Raw genomic sequence first — 15714 nt, 5'->3', positions numbered from 1 at the left:
GTCTGCCGCGCAGGCATCCTAACGAACCTGGACAGGCCTTCAAGCTGGCCGCCGTCGTGGTGAGAGTTTCTTCACCAGGGAACGGACCAGCCGGTAGCCAAGCAGCGCGGCCACGATAGCGGCATAGACAAGCGGCTCGGGCGGCCAGGACTTCACCACGAGCACGAAATGCAGGGCCGCGCCGATGGCCGCCACATAGACGAGGCGGTGCAGCTTTGCCCAGGCCTGTCCGCCCATGCGCCGGATCGCGGCATTGTTGGAGGTCGCCGCCAGGGGCACGAGAATGACGAAGGTCGCCATGCCGATGGTGATATAGGGGCGCTTGATGATGTCGGCCACGATTGCCGCCATATCGAGGCCCTGATCGAGCACGAGATAAGTGGTGAGGTGCAGGGCCGCATAATAAAACGCGAGCAATCCGAGAGCCCGGCGATAGCGCAGCAGGTTGATGTTGAAGAGTTGGCGCAGCGGCGTCACCGTCAGGGTCGCGATCAGGAACCGCAGAGCCCAAAGGCCGAGCCCCTGCTCCAGATAGCGCATCGGGTCGGCCCCGAGTTGATCGGTGATGCCGGCATAGAACAGCCAGATCGCCGGGATGAAACCGACGATATAGACGGCGATCTTCGGCACCTGAGGCAGCGCAAAGCTTTTCTTGTCTGCCTGAACGGAGGCTTGTCCCGCCATCAATAGAGCTTCCGAAGGTCCATGCCGTTATAGAGGCTCGCCACCTGTTCGGCATAGCCGTTGAACATCAAAGTCGGACGACGCTTCACGAACAATCCACCCTCCCCGATGCGCCGCTCGGTCGCTTGGCTCCAGCGCGGATGGTCCACGCTTGGGTTCACATTGGCGTAGAAGCCGTATTCGCCCGGGGCCTGCTTATTCCAGGACGTTTCCGGCTGCTTATCGACGAAGCTGATACGCGTGATCGACTTGATGCCCTTGAAGCCGTATTTCCACGGCACCACGAGCCGGATCGGCGCGCCATTCTGGTTCGGCAGCGTCTCGCCATAGAGGCCGACCGCCAGGATGGTCAGCGGGTTCGTGGCCTCATCGAGACGCAGCCCCTCCACATACGGCCACTCGAGCACCGGAAAGATGGAATCCACCCCCGGCATCTCCTCCGGCCGATAGGCGGTCTCGAAGGCCACGTATTTCGCGCTCCCCAAAGGTTCCACGCGCTTGATCAGGTCTGCCAGCGGGAAGCCGACCCAGGGGATCACCATGGACCAGCCTTCGACGCAGCGCATGCGGTAGATGCGCTCCTCGAGAGCCGATGACTTGATGAGATCCTCGATCGCGAACTCGGCGGGCTTGCCGACCATGCCGCCGACCTTGACCGTCCATGGTGAGGTCTTGAGGGTGTGGGCCTTGGCCGCCGGGTCCTCCTTGCCGGTCCCGAACTCGTAATAATTGTTGTAGCTCGTGACATCCTCGCGGCTCGTCTTCTTCTCGTCCGTGGAGAAGGGACTTTTGGCGGCGGAGAGGGGTGCGGCCTCCAGGCCCTTGGGCAGGGCTGCCGCCAAGGCCAGCCCAGCCGCGCCGGCCATCCATTGGCGGCGGCTGAAATAGACCTCCCGAGGCGTGATTTCGGACGGCAGGATATCGGCAGGGTGGCGGATCAGCACGGCATCAACCTCGTTTGAAACCCATTGTGAATGGGTACACCCGAGAACGCCAGAGATGCTCTCACGTTTCCGTTACAGTTTTTCTTCCAAAGCCTTATCGCGAGCTCAAGGCCTTGTGGCCCGGGCAAACTTTCTCGTGATTTCGCGCGGATTCGTGATCGCGGTCCCCACCACCACCGCATGCGCCCCACACCTGAAAGCCTCGGCCACGAGTTCCGGCGTGTCGAAGCGCCCCTCGGCAATCACCGGCACCGGGAATTCCGCCACGAGAACCGATAGAAGCTCCAGATCGGGCCCCTCGGTTTTGCGGGAAGCGGTTTCCTCCGTGTAGCCGGCAAGCGTGGTCGCAACATAGGTCGCGCCGGCCCCATGGGCGGCTCGCCCCTCCTCCAGGGTGGCAATGTCGGCAAAGACCTCCTTGCCAAGCTCGGTCCGAATGCGCCCGATCAGGCGCTCCACGGGATCGCCGTTGCGCGGACGTGGCGTCGCATCGATGCCGATAATGTCGGCGCCCGCCTTCGCGATATGCTCAGCCTGCTCGAAGCCCGGCGTGATGTAGACCGGAAAGCGATCGTCCCACACTTTGGAGATTCCGATGATCGGAAGCCGCGTCACGGCACGGATCGCCGCCACATCCGCCTCGCCGTTGGCACGAATGCCCCTGGCTCCGCCGGCCTCCGCCGCCTGCGCCATGGCGGACATGTAGACCGGTCCATGGAGCGGATTGTCGGCACGGGCCTGGCAGGAAACGACGAGCGCGCCTTTCGGAATCAGCATCTTTCGCCTCCTACTTCACCGCGCCGGCCGTCATGCCCTGGATGAACTGGCGCGACAGGGCGATGTAGAGAAGCGTGATGGGGGCCGCCGCGATGGTAAGACCGGCAAACAGCATGCCCCAATCGGTGGTGTATTCGCCCATGAAGGTGGTGAGTCCCTGCGGCAGGGTCTTGCGTGAATCGGTCTGGATGAAGACCAGTGGGAAGAAGAAGTCGTTCCAGATCGGCACCGCGTTCTGAATGGCGGCAATCGCCATGGGCGGACGCGCCAGCGGCAGCATGACCGACCACATGATGCGAGGCTCCGAGGCGCCGTCGATGCGCGCCGCATCCTCGAGCTCTGCCGGCAGCGTGCGCAGGAAGCCCGCCATGATGAACACCGTCGAAGGCAGGCCGATGGCCGTGTAGGTGACGATCAGGCTCCACCGGCTGTCGAGCAGGCCGAGATCCCGCAGCAGGATGAAGAGCGGGATGACGGCGAGCTTCAGCGGCAGCATCAGCCCTGCCAGGAAGAACAGCAGGATGAAGGTGTTGGTGCGCGACTCGTAGCGTGCCACCGCATAGCCCGCCATGGTGCCGAGCACGAGGATCAGGATGATCGAAGTGCCAGTCACGAGGACCGAATTGACGAAATAAATCGGCATCGCGGTTTCGCCGAGCACTTTGGCGAAGTTCCCGACTTGCGTGAAATCGGGCAAGGCAAAGGGATGCTCGAAGATCTCGCCCGTCGTCTTGAAGGCGGAGAGCACCATCACCACGACCGGATAGAGCATGATGAATGAGTTCGCGATCAGGATGACCTGAGCAAGCAAAACAAAGGGAATGGCTTGGCGTGTTGCCGGCGTATCGGAGGTGATGGCGGTCAAAACTGGATCTCCCGACGGCGCAGCCACAGGGTCAGCATGGACGCGAAGACGACGATGAAGAGGAAAAGAAGCGTGGCGAGAGCCGAACCCAAGCCGAAATTCTGGATGCTGGCGCTCTGGTTGCCGAAGGCCGTGCGGTAGAAGACGAGGCCCAGCACGTCCGTGGAGCCGAAGGGTGAGCCGTCGAGACCCACCATCACGTAAGGGATCTCGAACCAGTTGAACGCGCCGATGAAGAGCAGCGTGAAGAGGATCGTGGTGCTTGGCGCCACCAGAGGCCACACGATATTCCTCAGAAGCTGCCACTCATTGGTGCCGTCGAGCCGCGCCGCTTCGATGACCTCAGGCGGGATGCGCTGCATGCCGGCGAGATAGACGAGAGCCGGGAAGCCGACGAAGTGCCAGGCATTGGCGAGGATGAGCGAACCGAGCGCCGTCGAGGAATCGCCAAGCCATGGCTTGGCCCAAGAATCGAGCCCCACTGAATAAAGTGCCTGGTTGACGATGCCGAAATTCGGATTGAGGAAAAGCTTCCAGAGGAACCCGACGATGATCGTCGACAGCACCACCGGCACGAAGATCGCCACGCGGTGGAAGCGGAAGCCGAAGGGCTCCTTGTAGAGGAGCCAGGCGAGGAAGAACCCGCCGCCATTCTGGATGATCATCAGCGCGACGAGCGCATAGACGTTGTGCAGGAAAGCGTTCCACACGACCGGCGCCATGGTGGCGCCGAACAGCACTTCCTTGAAATTCTTCAGGCCGACGAACTCGCCGCGTGCCAGCCCCTGCCAATCGTAGAAGGCATAGGCGAAGGCCGAGAGGATCGGATAGACCACGAACAGCGACATGAAGACGATGGGTGGGACGACGAGAAACGCCACCCATAATTGGTGCTTCAGCGAGCGGGGCTGTTGGCGCGAGGCATGCATGAAATCAAAAGCTTTCGGGATGGGCGGCAGGCTCCAAAGCCCGCCGCCCTTTCGTTAGAGTCTTACTTCTGGAAGGGCTTGTAGTAGGTCGCGATGCCCTTGTTGATCTCGGCAGCGGCCTGCTCGGGGGTCTGCTGGCCGGCGAGCATCTTCTGCACGTTCGATTGCAGCAACACCGAACCGCTCGGTTCCTGATAGCGGAAGCGCACGAGCATCAGGTAGGACATGGAGTTCTCGGCGAGCTTCGCCACATCCTGAGTGATCGGATCCTCGATCTTGATGCCCTTGATCGGCGAGAGGTTCTTCAGCGTGTTGGTGAAGGCCGTGCCGTATTCCGGCGTGGCGAGGAAGCGCACGAACTTGAGCGCAGCGTCCTTCTTCTCGGTCTTCGCGTTCACCGCGTAGCCGCCATCGTAATAGGTGGCGATCAGCGCCTGGTCGCCCGCCTTCAGGACGGGAGCCGGGAACACGCCGAGATCGAGCGTCGGGTTCTGGTTCTTGAAGTTTGCCACCTCATAGGAGCCGCCCGCGAACATGGCTGCGCGACCCGCCACGAAGAGCTGCTGCGAGGATGGATAATCCACGCCGATGAAGTTCGGCGAGAAGTACTGGCTGATGTCCTTCAGCTTGGCGAGAGCGCTGACGAAGCGCGGATCGGTGAAGTTCGCCTTGCCGGAAACGATGTCGGCCTCGAATTCCTTGCCGAGCATGGACGAGAGCAGACCGCCGACAATCGTCTCGTTCTGCCAGGCCGTTGCCGTGCCGTTGGAGAACGGATTGATGTTCTTGGCCTTCAGCGCCTGAGCCAGCGTCATCATCTCGTCCCAAGTCTTCGGCGGGTTGAGGCCGTTATCCTTGAAGATCTTCTTGTTGTAGACGACGAGCTGGGCCTGCATGGCAAAGGGAACCGCATAAACCTTGCCGTCCGAGCGCAGGGTCTCGGCCGCGAGCGCTGCTTCCGGGAAGTTCGCCAGTTCCGGCACGTTCTGCTTGTCGAGGGCAAGCAGGTAGCCGGGCGTCGCGATGGACTCCAGGTTGCCGTAGGCGCGCACCTGGATCACGTCCGGACCGCGGCCGGCGGCGAGCGCCGTCGACAGGATGGTCTGGTAGTTCTCGGGCGCGTAAGTCTCGAACTTCACGGTAATCCCAGGCTCCTTCGCCTGGAACTTCTTGATGACGTCCTGGTAGAAGGCCTTGTCTTCCTGGCGCCAGCTCCAGAAGGTCAGCTCGGTCTGGGCCATGGCGGCGGTGCCTGAGAGCAGGAAGCTGCCGGCGGCAGCGCCCATCAGAATGCGTCGGGTCAGTTTCATTTTGAGTTCCCTCATTGTTGAAGTCCTTGTCCTCCCACCGCGAAGCCTGCCTTTCCAACAGGCTCTGCGGAATTTCTTCAGCCCTTTGGCTCGGCTGCGATTACGAGAAAAGTTGCGTCGTCGTGGGTTTTAACACGAGGATAGGCGCCTGCCATAAGGTCGCTCCGCTCCCTTTCCCGCAATTCCTGCATCAGATCGCTCCCCCGGCCCGCAGCAAGCTGGGCATGAAGGGAGCGATCCGAATAAGCTTCGAAAACATCGACGAGCCGCATGAAGCCATCGGTCGCGAGCACGATAACCTCACCTAGCCCGATCTGTGCCTCGAACCACAACTCGTGCCCGGCCCACGGGCGGAGCGGGCTCACGACCCAGTAGCCATCCGGCCTATTGAGCCTGGTCCGGTTCTCGAGAATCTGGCGTCGCACGGCTGCGGGGATGAAGCCCGGCTCATGCTCCTGAGCTCCCAGGGCGGCCAGTGTCTTCTTCTCGAATGGCTTCGCCCGCTCATCCGTCCACCGGACGATTCCATTTTCAGTCGGCACAAGGGCGATCACATCGCCCAGGAAGCGCCCCTGAATCCTGATGCTCTCGCCCTCCCCCGGCTCCACGCCGATCAGGCCGAGACAGGCTGAGGGGGGATGGTGATCGCCGATCTCGCCAATATGCTCCGTTTCCGTTCGGAAGGCTGACTCGATATCGGCCTCCAGGCGGCTCAGGACAGCGTCCGCCCTTCTCACGCCAGCCAAGGCCGTCAACCGGTTGTCGATCAGACCGGAAAGCCAGGCGGCGTCGCTCCCCCCGGACGTCAACTGCTCCTCCGACAGGCCCGTGGCACCATCAATCACCCAGGCAAAGGGCCCGCGCAGGCCGATCCCGTCCTCATTGACACGGGAGCCTGGCAGGGACAGCCGGTCCAGGGACCGGAAACGGGGAATGGGGCCAGTCGCGTTCACGGCTTAACTGGTCTCATATTGGTCGCTTCGTGTCTATACTGGTCTTAAGGGCTTTTCACACCCTTCCTGGCACCCAAAAGTCTTACGCAGGGTCGGTTTGATCGAATCTGAGCCTTAAGCGTTAGTGCTTTGATCAACCTATCGGTGAAGGAAGAGCCATGGTCACCCTGGAAATAGCCGGCAGAGCGGTTGCCGTGACGAACGCAGATGAGGGGCAAGCCCGCGAACTCTTTCTCAGCGAGAGCTTTAAAGATGACCTGAAGTCGTTTAAGAGCGAGGGCCGCTCCCTCTGGGACGGCTCAGCTGCCTTGACGACACGGCCCGCATCGGAAGACGAGATCGATGCCTTCTATGAGGCCCTGGACGAAGAGGACGAGGTCGAAGACGACGAAGACTATGACGACGACCTCGATATCGATGTCGTGTTCCTGGTGTCCATCGACGAAATAGACGACGCCGCTGCCTCCGGCTGATCATCCTTATTCGGAGCCCTCGCCGGCTCCCCAGACACGGTTCAGCCACACCCTCATGCCCTTTCCCAAGACCAATCCCAGCCTCGAACGCGCCCTTTCCGATCGAGGCTACAACGATCCGACCCCCGTCCAGGCGGCCGTTCTGCAGCCGGACGCGCTCGATCACGATCTGCTCGTTTCCGCCCAAACCGGCTCGGGCAAGACCGTCGCCTATGGCCTCGCCATGGCGTCCACTCTCCTGGGCGATGCCGAGCGCTTCGATGCGCCGCGCGAGCCGCTCGCCCTGATCATCGCCCCGACCCGCGAACTCGCCCTCCAGGTCAACCGGGAGCTCATCTGGCTCTATGGCCCGGCCGGCGCACGCGTCGCCTCCTGCGTCGGCGGTATGGATGTGCGCCGGGAGCAGCGAGCGCTCGCCGATGGCTGTCATATCGTCGTCGGCACGCCGGGCCGTCTGCGCGACCACCTGGAACGCGGGCGTCTCGACACTTCGAAGATGCGCGTCGTGGTGCTCGACGAGGCCGACGAGATGCTCGATCTCGGCTTCCGCGAGGATCTGGAATTCATCCTCGACGCCACGCCGGAAGAGCGCCGCACGCTCCTGTTCTCGGCAACCCTGCCGAAGAACATCATCACCCTGGCGCGGCGCTATCAGCGCGAGGCGCATCGCATCGACACCCTGGTCGAGAACGAGCCCCACGGCGACATCGAATACCGCGCGCTCAGGATCGCACCCAATGAAGTCGAGCATGCGGTCGTCAACGTACTGCGTTTCTACGAGAGCCGTGGCGCCATGGTGTTCTGCCATACTCGTGAGGCGGTACGGCATCTGCATGCTAGCCTGATCGAACGCGGCTTCGCGGCGGTCGCCCTCTCCGGTGAGCTGACCCAGAACGAACGCAGCAACGCCCTGCAATCGCTGCGCGATGGACGCGCCCGGGTCTGTGTGGCCACCGATGTGGCGGCTCGCGGCATCGACCTTCCCGATCTCGGCCTCGTCATCCATTTCGATCTGCCGAACGACCACGAGACCCTCCTGCACCGCAGCGGCCGCACGGGCCGCGCCGGGCGCAAGGGCACTTGCGTGATGCTCGTGCCCTATACGCGCCGCCGCAAAGCCGAGAGGCTGGTGGATATGGCAGGCGTGGACGTGACCTGGGCCGGCCCGCCCTCCGCGGACGAGATCCGCCTGCGCGACCGGGAACGGCTGATGCAGGATCCGATCTTCACCGAGGAGACGACGGAGGAAGATCTCTCCATGGCGCGGGCGCTCCTCGCAGAGCGTTCGGCTGAAGAGATCGCCAATGCGCTGGTGCGCTTCAACCGTTCGCGGCTGCCCGCCCCCGAGGAGATCGTGGATACGGGCCCAGATCGCGAACCGCGCCAGCGCAAGGACAAGCGCGAGCGGCAGGATGAGCGCCTGCGCGGCTTCAAGGACAGGGGCCGGGATTCGTCCGAGGGCGGGTTCGAGCGCTCGTCCGAGGACATGGTGTGGTTCCGTATGAGCGTCGGACGGCGCAACAATGCCGATCCCCGCTGGCTCCTGCCGATCATCTGCCGCCTCGGCCACGTGACGAAGAAGGAGATCGGTTCGATCAAGATCTTCGACCGCGAGACGAAGTTCGAGATCGCCAAGTCTCACGCGCCGAAATTTGCCTCCGCCGTGCGCAAGACCAACGACGAGGACATCCGGATCGAGCCCGCCGACGCCGGTCCCGGCAAGCCCCGTGACATGAAGCCTCGTGACAGCAAGCCCTGGGATAAGCCGAAAGGGAAAGGTCCGAAGGAACGAGGCGGGCCTCCCCCGCACAAGAGATCGAAGGACAGCAAGGGTCCGAATGATCACAAGCGCCCGAAGGACAAGAAGCGGTCATCGGACAAGCGCTCCTAATCAATACAGCAGGCCGGGACATGTCCCGGCCTGATTTATTTCATTGCTTAGCGCATTGTACGGACCTGAGGGGCCCCAACAGTCAAAAGTGGATCCGGTTCGCCGAAAGAAGGCTCCAAAGGCGTAAGGAGCGACGCTACTCCGGCTTCTTCAATCCCTTGAGCACTGCGCCGGCGAGCGGCACGAGCAGACTCGGAAGAACGGAGTCGAGCGGGTGGCGCACGAAACCGACCACCGCTTCCCGGACACCGCGAACCTCATCACGAAACTCCGCAAGCTGCTGCTGGACGGCTTGTGCATCCGTCTCGAGAGCCTGCAGCGCGGTGTTTCGCACCTCCAAAGCCAGTTCCATCTCCCGCCCTGGCTTCGATCGCTGAGCAATCACCAGCAGCACGACCGCCAGCAGAAGATTGGCAAGTCCGATCAAAGCGGCCGCCCAGATCGGGCCCCAGGCCTGCTGCAGCGCGAAGAACAGGGAGAGACTGCCCATCAGGAAAGCGAAGACACCCAGCAGAGCGGCAACGCCCCGCAGGGAGGAGCGGGTCATCATCTGCCGGACACGAATATCCGCAATGATCGATTCGGCGCGCCACAGGATGCGCAGATTGCGGGCGACGTTATCCATCATGGCCTCACGCTCTCACCATCGATCGCCCAACCGCGACGCCCAGCACGAAGGCTGCCAGGGTCGATGCCAATTGATGTTCCTTCAGGAAATCCTCGACGCTTTCCATATGTTCGGACAGCATCTTTCCCAGTTCGTGCAACTGCTCTTCACATTCGACTTTTCCGCCGAGCGCCTTCGCAGCCGGAGCGTCATCCTTCGGCGGGGCCGGCTCTGTCCTGGCTGCATCTCGCCGAGCCTCCGAGGTCTTGCGAAGATCCGCATGCAACATGTCGAGCTCGTTATGGAGGTCCGATCCTCTCGCCATGATCAAAGCGCCTTTCGAATCCTGGTGAAAACGTCTCTGAGCTCGGATGCCAGAATTTTCACTGCATCGCTCACGTCCTTGGCACTCTTGTCGAGTTCCGCCCTGCTCTCGAAACTGCTCCAGCGCTGCTCGATCTCGAACCATTCGTCCTGCATGTCCTCCGAGCCGAGATGGATCTTGAGCTTGATCTCATCGCGGGTGCGCTTGAGGTCCTCAACAAGTCTTGCGAAATCCGGCATGATTTTGGTCCTTGCAAAGGCATTTCATCCGACAGGCGGATGCAGGACGATTAGCCGGGACCGTCCATCGCAGCATTGACCTCAGTCAAGAAACGGCCACGCTGAGAGCGTGAGTTGTCCTGAACGCATCGCTTGCAATATTGCATTGCAGCAAACATATTGTGCATCGCAACATAATCCCCATATGAGGCGTTAGCTTTGAGATAACAACTCCTTACCGAAAGGGCCCGCCATCATGCAGCGCTTAGGGCAGATGATTCGCCAATTGGCTCATTACCGACGCCAATGGGAAACCATGATGAAGGCGTCGAGTGCGGCATCCACCGCGTTCGAGAGTTCATCGATGCCAAGCCGGCTGACGGAGGTCAGCGGTTTTGGCTCCGATCCCGGCAACCTGCGAATGCTGACTTACGTTCCGGAAGATCTTCAGCCCTCGCCGGCTCTCGTAGTCATCCTGCATGGATGTACGCAGACGGCTTCCGGATACGATCGCGGCTCGGGCTGGTCGGCGCTCGCAGATCGCTATGGATTCGTTCTCCTCTATGCGGAACAGCAGGAGGCCAACAATCCGAAGCGGTGCTTCAACTGGTTTCAGCTCGGCGACATCGAACGCAACCGCGGCGAGGCTCACTCGATCCGACAGATGGTCGACCACGCCGTTCAGCAACACGGAGTCGATCGCAGCCGTATCTTCGTCACCGGACTCTCGGCCGGTGGAGCGATGACCGCAACCATGCTCGCAGCCTATCCGGAAGTGTTCGCCGGCGGGGCCATCATCGCGGGCCTTCCCTATCGCTGCGCCACCAGCGTTCCGGAGGCCTTCGAGTGCATGTTCCAGGGCCAGACGCGCACGGCAGACGAATGGGGCGACCTCGTGCGAAGCGCCTCCACCCACGAGGGCCCTTGGCCGAAAGTCTCCGTCTGGCACGGCAGCGCCGATGCGACGGTCAAACCGATGAATGCGGGTGAAATCATCAAGCAATGGACAAACATCCATGGTCTTCAAGCCGATCCGAGCCACAGCGATATCGTGAACGGCTATCCCAGGCGCGCCTGGACCGATGCGGCAGGCCAGGAGATCATCGAGGAATACGTCATCACCGGCATGGCGCATGGCACACCGCTGGCCATCGGCAACGATGAAAACAGCTACGGCGCAGCCGGCCCCTTTCTTCTCGATGTCGGCATATCATCGAGCTATCAGATTGCGAAATTCTGGGGGCTAACGAAGCCGACCGAAAGCAACACCTGGCATCGTCCGGAACCTAACCGCACTCTGCAAGAACGCACTCTGCAAGGAGCGGAAACAGTTCTTCACGTTTTTCCGGCGGAAGTGGAAGCACCGAAAGCGGAGGCTGCCGCACGCAAGCCGCAGCAGCAGAGCCGGCAATCGGCCTCCGCGCATCTGGATATCGGCTCGGTGATCACGAAGGCCCTCAGGGCGGCAGGCCTCATGAAGTGAGCGCCTCGGAGTCGGGAGCAGCGTCGGCGCCTCTAGGAGCCAAGCGTCACTTGGCGCTTGGCTCGTTAGGGTTTCTTCTCCTGGCTCAGCAGATCCTCCTGCCTGCGCCGTTCGCCCGTGATGCAGTTCATGCTTCCTAGCTGGGTCGGGACGATCAGGGATCGCTTGTCATCGATTCCTGCGATCTCGCGCATGATCTTCGTTCGAACAACCATGGCGAATTGTTCGGGATCGTGCAGAGGCAGCACGAAGGAACCGACACCGCCGATGACGCATTCCTTGAAGTAGAGATCAAGATCCTCCAGCTCCGTGCTGCCCGAGGCTCGCTTGAACATGATCGGCAGGCCGTTGATGATGATGCCGTCTGCAATGGCCTCATCGCGCGCATAGACGACGTGGCGGCCATCATTGTTGGGCCCGTCTCCCGATATGTCGATGACACGGCGAACCGGAGCGCCGCCCAATTGCTCGAAGAGCTTGCGGCTGTGGTCGATGATGCCGGAGATCGAAGTCATTCCCGCCTGACGAATGGGCTGATAGGCAAGCTGGTTGGAAAATGACCTCGCCTTCTCAGGGCTGTCGATGACCGTCCAGGGCACGATGACCCTTTGGTCCTTCACACCCGACCATTCGACATAAGTGACGGCAATGCGGCCATGCGGCCCATTCTCGACAGCCTCATGGACGAGAGACGAACGGAATGCGTCGATGAAGCCTTCACGCTGAATGCCCTGTTCCTCGCTCTCCATGGATGACGAAACATCAACTGCAATGACGAGAGCGACATCGAGCTGGGTTTCCGGGACGCTGGGGCTGCCTGCAAGAACATCACCGGCCAGCAGAAAAAACGCGAGAGTACTCAGGAACCTATTCGCCATGACCACCTCCGCTCCCAGCCCTCGATCCGTCGACCGCTGCCAAGTTTATTGTCTGTCAACGCTCCAATCCGGCATTTGATGCTTCGGCCGAGCGGCTTCTGGCTCTGATGCGGCGATTGGCGCCAAGGAGCCGTGAAAACGGCTAGGTTGAGAAAAATGCTGGCCCCGAGGAAACGTAACAAAATCCACTCTCTATACGCAGAGCAGACAGGGGGTGGGCGTTTCGGGTAAAAATCTCTTACGCTACGCAAGGGGCAAACAATGAAACCGGATATGGACCTGATCGGCGCTCTCACCAGCTTCTCCGTCGGCACCCTCGATGGCCGCGATGCGATGATGGTGATCGAACTCGCGACCACGCCTGAGGAATACGAGCGCGGCATTCGCCGCCAGATGCCTGTCGCCATGACGCCCGAGCATGCCCGGGAACTTGGCGAAGCACTGCTGCTGGCTGCCAAGGCCGCCCAGATGGGCGAGGCCCCGAGCTACGCGTTCAACTGATCCTCGTTCTCTGTCGGGAATCGTCTTCGATCCGGGTCCTCACCGGCAGGCCCGGTAGGATCCCATGTCGAAATGGAAATGATCGTGGTGAGCCTCGTTATAGTCGGGGCTGAGCACGACATCGAAGAAGTTGCACGCTCCATCTCTCAGGGCGCGCAGGAACGCCGCCCGGTGCGCGTTGCTCCCCGCCCAGTCGGCCTTCACTGTAATCTGCTGCCCATCCGCCAGCGCGAAGCCGGCGATGTCGATGGCATTGGCGGTCGCATGCTCGCTGCGCCGGCTGCCCGCACGATGATTGACATTGCGGCAAGCATAAGTGCCGAAATGCGTGACCCGCGCCACATTCTGCCCGAAATGCTGCCGCGCGGCCGGACGTAAGGTATGTGCCTCGAACAGCGCCCAGGCCACCGCGAGCGGGCAGGTCGCGGTGAATTCTCGGTTCAGACCTATCGAGGATCTCGACACTTCAACGGCGTCGGAGAGACCGCATCCCTGCTCCATGGCACGATCCGGCACGGATCTGTGCGAGACGGACGATTCCCTCAGAACCGCGCGGCATTGCGCGCCATCCCGCTCGAGACGGGAGAGCTTGAGACGCGTCAGCCAGCTGACATCGTCGGCGATGCGCAAGGACGTGAATGGATTGAGGCGGTTTGGAATTGCAATGACCTCGCCCCAGATCAATCCGCCGACGATCCCGAGCCCCAGAAGGATCGAAAGAGCCAACCGACCGAGAATGACCCGGGCGATTCGCGAGCGGCGCTGCGGTTGGGGCTGATCAGTCTGCACAACTCTGTTCTAGCGCGTCGTAAGGAAAAGTGGATCCGGTTTTCACTGACGTGGCCCTTCGGGTCGGTGACGCAGACTTCCGGTTCCGCTCTCAACGATGCGCTCTTCAAGGGCTGGAGCATCGGACCCGGCTGAGAGAGACAGCTGGACCGCCCCTGAAACGGAGATGCCCGAGCCCAGCAAGAGGATACGCGTCCATAAACAAAAAGAGCAAGGCAGGTAGCCTGCCTTGCTCTTTGCATCGAACCAACTGCTCGATTGATCGGAAAACACGCGAGGCGGTTTTCCATGCGCCGGAAGATTAGATGGCTTCCTTGAGGTCCTTGGCCGCGCGGAAGGCGATCTTCTTCGAGGCCTTGATCTTCACCGGCTCGCCGGTCTGAGGATTGCGGCCCATGCGAGCGGCGCGCTTGCGCACCTGCAGGATGCCGAGGCCGGACAGGCGAATCTTGTCACCCTTCTTCAGGCTCTTGGTGATCATCTCGACCACCTGGGTCATCAGCTCGTTAGCTTGGCGCTTGGGAAGCTCGTGCAGCTCGGAGATCTTCTCTGCGATGTGGCGCAGCGTCAGGATCGGAGACGACGCCGAGGAGGAAGCCTTCGCGACCTTCTTCACAGACGCCTTCTTCGCCGGTGCCTTCGCAGCCTTTGCAGGTGCCTTGGCAGCCTTCGATGCCTTTGCTGCAGCCTTCGGCGCCGCGGCCTTCTTGGCCGGAGCCTTCTTGGAAACTTTGGTTGCAGTCTTGGCCATCAGAAACTCCTTTGTAGATGGTGAATGCGTAAGACAGCAGAATCTCCATAACGCGTTCAGCCGAGAATTAAAGATGGCAAAGCTCGGTTTCCGCATAATAGTAAGGATTACTTGTCGATTTCTCGTCAATTCGGGCCTGATTGCTGCCTCTAGGGCCCTTGAATGGCGCTCTGCAGCCAAACCCTGAACGAGGCCAGAGTGGCTTGAATGCAAAGAAACATCACTGGCAGAACGGCTTCTTGAAGATCGGAGGCGAGTTATCCCGTGATTGCCTGACCTTTTCGGGTACTTAGGGGCTGGACATCAGTGGAAAATTTGATGTCACTTCCCCTGTCGCAAAATCGCAGCTTTGCGGGTATTGGATCGATTAACGAGCTTAAGCTCGCCACATTCGGGAAACGCCACGGTGAAAGCATGACAAAGGTCGCCTGCATCGGAGAGTGCATGATCGAGCTTCGGGAGGAGGCCGACGGCCGGCTATCCCGCGGCTATGGCGGCGACACGGTCAACACCGCCGTCTATCTGGCTCGCCTGGGAACCCAGACCGATTACATCACCGCGCTCGGCGACGACAGCTGGAGCGAGGAGCTGATCGCGGCCTGGAACGCGGAAGGCGTTGGGACACAACGCGTGCTGCGCCTGCCGGGGCGTCTTCCGGGTCTCTACATCATCCAGACCGATCCGAAAGGCGAACGCCGATTCTCCTACTGGCGCGAGACTGCTGCCGCGCGCCTGCTGTTCCAGGCGCCTGAAGCCGAGAATATCATTGATGCTATCGGCACATACGACCTCGTCTATCTCTCAGGCATCTCCCTTTCTCTGTACGGAGACAATGGACGGGAACACCTGTTCAACGTGCTTCGCGCCGCGCGGTCCAAAGGCGGGCGCGTGGCCTTCGACACGAACTTCCGCCCGCGCGGCTGGCCCGATCCGGACATCGCTCGGGCTGCCTTCCGTCAGGCCTTTGAGCATGCCGACATCATTCTCGCCTCGACTGAAGACCTCGATCTCCTCTTCGGCAAGAGCGGTGTGGATGAACTCCTGGCCTTCTCCGACAGGGCCGAAATCGTGTTCAAATATCCCGATCTGACCTGCCGTGTCCTGTCGCAAGGTGAAGACATCGTCGTGCCAGGCGAGCCTGCCGACGATGTGGTCGACACCACGGCGGCCGGCGACAGCTTCGCGGCGGCCTATCTAAACGCGCGCCTGTCAGGCAAGGGCCCACAAGCTGCTGCTGCGGCAGGCCACCGCCTTGCCGGCCAGGTCGTGCGCTACCGCGGCGCGATCATCCCGCGCGATGCGATGCCATAAGCCTTTCATACCAATCTCCACACGA

The 15714-nt window shown here is 61.4% G+C and carries 18 protein-coding genes; 5 read left to right on the top strand and 13 right to left on the bottom strand.

The window, feature by feature from the left end; translation table 11 throughout:
* Window positions 1-39: 39 nt before the first annotated feature.
* From msrQ to ACS5Q1_RS23980, 7 genes are all read right to left on the bottom strand, one after another.
* Window positions 40-684 carry a protein-methionine-sulfoxide reductase heme-binding subunit MsrQ gene (gene msrQ, locus ACS5Q1_RS24010; protein ID WP_473100527.1) on the bottom strand — a complete coding sequence of 215 codons (645 nt, stop codon included), beginning with the start codon at window positions 682-684 and terminating at the stop codon, window positions 40-42.
* Window positions 684-1628, bottom strand: a complete 945-nt coding sequence (gene msrP / locus ACS5Q1_RS24005) for a protein-methionine-sulfoxide reductase catalytic subunit MsrP (RefSeq protein ID WP_473100526.1) — start codon at window positions 1626-1628, stop codon at window positions 684-686. The genes msrQ and msrP overlap by 1 nt, the downstream gene beginning before the upstream one ends.
* A gap of 105 nt (window positions 1629-1733) precedes the next feature.
* Entirely contained in the window at window positions 1734-2405 is a 672-nt protein-coding gene (locus ACS5Q1_RS24000; protein WP_473100525.1) for an N-acetylmannosamine-6-phosphate 2-epimerase, read from the bottom strand.
* A 10-nt stretch (window positions 2406-2415) separates the two neighbouring features.
* Complete coding sequence (locus tag ACS5Q1_RS23995; protein ID WP_203443030.1) at window positions 2416-3270, bottom strand: carbohydrate ABC transporter permease; 855 nt, start codon at window positions 3268-3270, stop codon at window positions 2416-2418.
* Window positions 3267-4151 (bottom strand): carbohydrate ABC transporter permease, encoded by an 885-nt coding sequence (locus ACS5Q1_RS23990; RefSeq protein WP_473100524.1) that lies wholly within the window; start codon window positions 4149-4151, stop codon window positions 3267-3269. The genes ACS5Q1_RS23995 and ACS5Q1_RS23990 overlap by 4 nt, the downstream gene beginning before the upstream one ends.
* Before the next feature lie 110 nt (window positions 4152-4261).
* On the bottom strand, window positions 4262-5509 hold the full coding sequence (locus ACS5Q1_RS23985) for an extracellular solute-binding protein (protein ID WP_473100523.1): 1248 nt from the start codon (window positions 5507-5509) through the stop codon (window positions 4262-4264).
* A 77-nt stretch (window positions 5510-5586) separates the two neighbouring features.
* Entirely contained in the window at window positions 5587-6462 is an 876-nt protein-coding gene (locus ACS5Q1_RS23980) for a hypothetical protein (protein ID WP_473100522.1), read from the bottom strand.
* A gap of 158 nt (window positions 6463-6620) precedes the next feature.
* Between ACS5Q1_RS23980 and ACS5Q1_RS23975 the strand changes: the two genes are divergently transcribed.
* Together ACS5Q1_RS23975 and ACS5Q1_RS23970 are read left to right on the top strand one after the other, a co-directional pair.
* Window positions 6621-6935: a hypothetical protein gene (locus tag ACS5Q1_RS23975; RefSeq protein WP_203443026.1), complete on the top strand. Its 315-nt coding sequence runs from the start codon at window positions 6621-6623 to the stop codon at window positions 6933-6935.
* 55 nt (window positions 6936-6990) lie between these two features.
* Window positions 6991-8826 (top strand): DEAD/DEAH box helicase, encoded by a 1836-nt coding sequence (locus tag ACS5Q1_RS23970; protein WP_473100520.1) that lies wholly within the window; start codon window positions 6991-6993, stop codon window positions 8824-8826.
* 136 nt (window positions 8827-8962) lie between these two features.
* Here ACS5Q1_RS23970 and ACS5Q1_RS23965 read toward each other — a convergent pair whose 3' ends face one another.
* Genes ACS5Q1_RS23965 through ACS5Q1_RS23955 form a run of 3 tightly spaced genes read right to left on the bottom strand, consistent with a single transcriptional unit; the run spans window position 8963 to window position 9997 of the window.
* On the bottom strand, window positions 8963-9454 hold the full coding sequence (locus ACS5Q1_RS23965) for a phage holin family protein (RefSeq protein WP_473100519.1): 492 nt from the start codon (window positions 9452-9454) through the stop codon (window positions 8963-8965).
* 4 nt (window positions 9455-9458) lie between these two features.
* Window positions 9459-9758: a hypothetical protein gene (locus tag ACS5Q1_RS23960; RefSeq protein WP_473100518.1), complete on the bottom strand. Its 300-nt coding sequence runs from the start codon at window positions 9756-9758 to the stop codon at window positions 9459-9461.
* A 2-nt stretch (window positions 9759-9760) separates the two neighbouring features.
* The gene (locus ACS5Q1_RS23955) at window positions 9761-9997 is read right to left on the bottom strand and encodes a hypothetical protein (RefSeq protein WP_473100517.1); all 237 of its coding nucleotides are present in this window, start codon (window positions 9995-9997) and stop codon (window positions 9761-9763) included.
* Between the two features lie 295 nt (window positions 9998-10292).
* Here ACS5Q1_RS23955 and ACS5Q1_RS23950 point away from each other — a divergent pair, with 295 nt between their 5' ends.
* Window positions 10293-11459: an extracellular catalytic domain type 1 short-chain-length polyhydroxyalkanoate depolymerase gene (locus ACS5Q1_RS23950; protein WP_473100515.1), complete on the top strand. Its 1167-nt coding sequence runs from the start codon at window positions 10293-10295 to the stop codon at window positions 11457-11459.
* A gap of 65 nt (window positions 11460-11524) precedes the next feature.
* Here the strand turns inward: ACS5Q1_RS23950 and ACS5Q1_RS23945 are convergent, their stop codons facing one another.
* The gene (locus ACS5Q1_RS23945) at window positions 11525-12337 is read right to left on the bottom strand and encodes a DUF1194 domain-containing protein (protein ID WP_473100514.1); all 813 of its coding nucleotides are present in this window, start codon (window positions 12335-12337) and stop codon (window positions 11525-11527) included.
* Between the two features lie 261 nt (window positions 12338-12598).
* Here ACS5Q1_RS23945 and ACS5Q1_RS23940 point away from each other — a divergent pair, with 261 nt between their 5' ends.
* Window positions 12599-12838, top strand: coding sequence for a hypothetical protein (locus ACS5Q1_RS23940; protein WP_203443019.1), 240 nt, complete (start codon window positions 12599-12601; stop codon window positions 12836-12838).
* A gap of 39 nt (window positions 12839-12877) precedes the next feature.
* Here the strand turns inward: ACS5Q1_RS23940 and ACS5Q1_RS23935 are convergent, their stop codons facing one another.
* Window positions 12878-13627 (bottom strand): extensin-like domain-containing protein, encoded by a 750-nt coding sequence (locus ACS5Q1_RS23935; RefSeq protein WP_473100513.1) that lies wholly within the window; start codon window positions 13625-13627, stop codon window positions 12878-12880.
* A 301-nt stretch (window positions 13628-13928) separates the two neighbouring features.
* Complete coding sequence (locus ACS5Q1_RS23930) at window positions 13929-14243, bottom strand: HU family DNA-binding protein (protein WP_203444097.1); 315 nt, start codon at window positions 14241-14243, stop codon at window positions 13929-13931.
* A gap of 549 nt (window positions 14244-14792) precedes the next feature.
* Between ACS5Q1_RS23930 and ACS5Q1_RS23925 the strand changes: the two genes are divergently transcribed.
* Window positions 14793-15689 carry a sugar kinase gene (locus ACS5Q1_RS23925; protein WP_473100512.1) on the top strand — a complete coding sequence of 299 codons (897 nt, stop codon included), beginning with the start codon at window positions 14793-14795 and terminating at the stop codon, window positions 15687-15689.
* The last annotated feature ends 25 nt before the right edge of the window (window positions 15690-15714 follow it).

The sequence above is a fragment of the Microvirga sp. GN3 genome, assembly GCF_055792825.1.
This window is presented reverse-complemented; position numbering and strand designations above follow the sequence as displayed.

Excerpts from the sequence above, each read along its gene's own strand:
- ACS5Q1_RS23975 (WP_203443026.1), top strand. The coding sequence starts at position 6,621 with ATGGTCACCCTGGAAATAGCCGGCAGAGCGGTTGCCGTGACGAACGCA.
- ACS5Q1_RS23970 (WP_473100520.1), top strand. The coding sequence starts at position 6,991 with ATGCCCTTTCCCAAGACCAATCCCAGCCTCGAACGCGCCCTTTCCGAT.
- ACS5Q1_RS23950 (WP_473100515.1), top strand. The coding sequence starts at position 10,293 with ATGATGAAGGCGTCGAGTGCGGCATCCACCGCGTTCGAGAGTTCATCG.
- ACS5Q1_RS23960 (WP_473100518.1), bottom strand. The coding sequence starts at position 9,758 with ATGGCGAGAGGATCGGACCTCCATAACGAGCTCGACATGTTGCATGCG.
- ACS5Q1_RS24000 (WP_473100525.1), bottom strand. The coding sequence starts at position 2,405 with ATGCTGATTCCGAAAGGCGCGCTCGTCGTTTCCTGCCAGGCCCGTGCC.
- msrQ (WP_473100527.1), bottom strand. The coding sequence starts at position 684 with ATGGCGGGACAAGCCTCCGTTCAGGCAGACAAGAAAAGCTTTGCGCTG.
- ACS5Q1_RS23955 (WP_473100517.1), bottom strand. The coding sequence starts at position 9,997 with ATGCCGGATTTCGCAAGACTTGTTGAGGACCTCAAGCGCACCCGCGAT.
- ACS5Q1_RS23985 (WP_473100523.1), bottom strand. The coding sequence starts at position 5,509 with ATGAAACTGACCCGACGCATTCTGATGGGCGCTGCCGCCGGCAGCTTC.
- ACS5Q1_RS23945 (WP_473100514.1), bottom strand. The coding sequence starts at position 12,337 with ATGGCGAATAGGTTCCTGAGTACTCTCGCGTTTTTTCTGCTGGCCGGT.
- ACS5Q1_RS23925 (WP_473100512.1), top strand. The coding sequence starts at position 14,793 with ATGACAAAGGTCGCCTGCATCGGAGAGTGCATGATCGAGCTTCGGGAG.
- ACS5Q1_RS23965 (WP_473100519.1), bottom strand. The coding sequence starts at position 9,454 with ATGATGGATAACGTCGCCCGCAATCTGCGCATCCTGTGGCGCGCCGAA.
- ACS5Q1_RS23940 (WP_203443019.1), top strand. The coding sequence starts at position 12,599 with ATGAAACCGGATATGGACCTGATCGGCGCTCTCACCAGCTTCTCCGTC.